Origin of the sequence: Flavobacterium sp. (assembly GCF_003525665.1) — a bacterium.
GTDB lineage: Bacteria > Bacteroidota > Bacteroidia > Flavobacteriales > Flavobacteriaceae > Flavobacterium.
This window is the reverse complement of sequence record NZ_DQDX01000124.1, coordinates 3,814-4,997: the sequence shown is the minus strand read 5'-3', so window position 1 is coordinate 4,997 and position 1,184 is coordinate 3,814. Positions and strand designations below refer to the sequence as shown.

At 29.2% G+C, this 1,184-nt stretch carries 1 protein-coding gene and 1 pseudogene; one reads left to right on the top strand and one right to left on the bottom strand.

Translation table 11 applies throughout. The features are described 5' to 3' along the window. Nucleotides 1-407 (bottom strand): annotated as a pseudogene (locus DIU01_RS08905) (glycosyltransferase family 1 protein); the annotation flags it as partial. Between the two features lie 34 nt (nt 408-441). On the opposite strand from DIU01_RS08905, the gene DIU01_RS08900 reads away from it, so the two are divergent. After that, nucleotides 442-1,184: glycosyltransferase (locus DIU01_RS08900; protein WP_290833623.1), on the top strand; the 743-nt coding region annotated here is incomplete at its 3' end.

Genomic DNA, 1,184 nt, shown 5'->3' with positions numbered 1-1,184 from the left:
AAATGTTTCGCAACTAAATAGTCAACTCCGCAACATAAAAGATAAACATTTTTATTTTGATGAAAGATTTTTTTAAGTAAATAACGCTCCAACCAAGGAATCGTTTGAATTGGTGCTTCATTAATTAATTGAACAACATCGTAGTTTTTTAATTTGTTCAAATGAAAATAAAACCGAATTCCAAACTCTAATTTTAATAGATCAAAACCTACTGTTTTATAAAGAAGTTTTTTAAAAAATAGGCCAATTTTTGTTTCAAGCCATTTTGCTCTTGTAGATAAATCAACCGGATAATTCTTGAAGCCATCGCCATTGGCAACGATACAAACTTCGTGTCCCAACAATTCCAAACCTTCTTTTAGGGAATTGTGTAAACGACTGAACTCACCAATTAATAATATTCTCACTTTTGCTTATATTTGTTGCTAAAATAATCAAAAATTGAGCGTTACTGCAAAAAAGTCTTTTAGAATTTGCATTGTTTCTGAACAACTTGCTGGCGGTGGCGCCGAAAGATGTTCGGCAGTTTTATCACAATTCTTTGTTGCCAATAATTGTAGCGTGCATCATGTTATTGTAATTGACCGCGTTGAGTATGCTTATGCTGGCGAAATTCTAAATCTCGGAAAACTCAAAAAAGGCGGTTTTAATCTTTTGGATCGAATTCATAGATTTCAAATTTTATCTCGTTTTTTCAACCAAAATCAATTTGATTTTATAATTGATACTCGAGTAATCAATAAACAATGGCAGGAATATGTTATCACGAAGTTTATTTACAATGCTCCAGTTATAAAAATGGTTCATAGTTTTATGACCAATTTATATTTTCCTAAATTAACTATTCTAGCAAAATCTATTTATTCAAATGCTAAAAAAATAGTGACCGTTTCTAAAGCAATTGAAGCAAAAGTTATTGAGAAATACAAGTACAATCAAGTGACAACAATTTATAATCCAATTGATTTTGAATTTATTGAGAAGCAATCAAAATTTAACATTGATGTTGATTTCGATTATATTTTGGCAGTTGGAAACATGAATACCAATGTAAAACAATTTGATAAATTGATTGATTGTTATTCTAAATCTCATTTACCAAGTTCAAATATTAAATTGATAATTTTAGGCGAAGGTGATTTGATGTCAGAATACGAAAAACAAGTTTTGTACTTAAATTTACA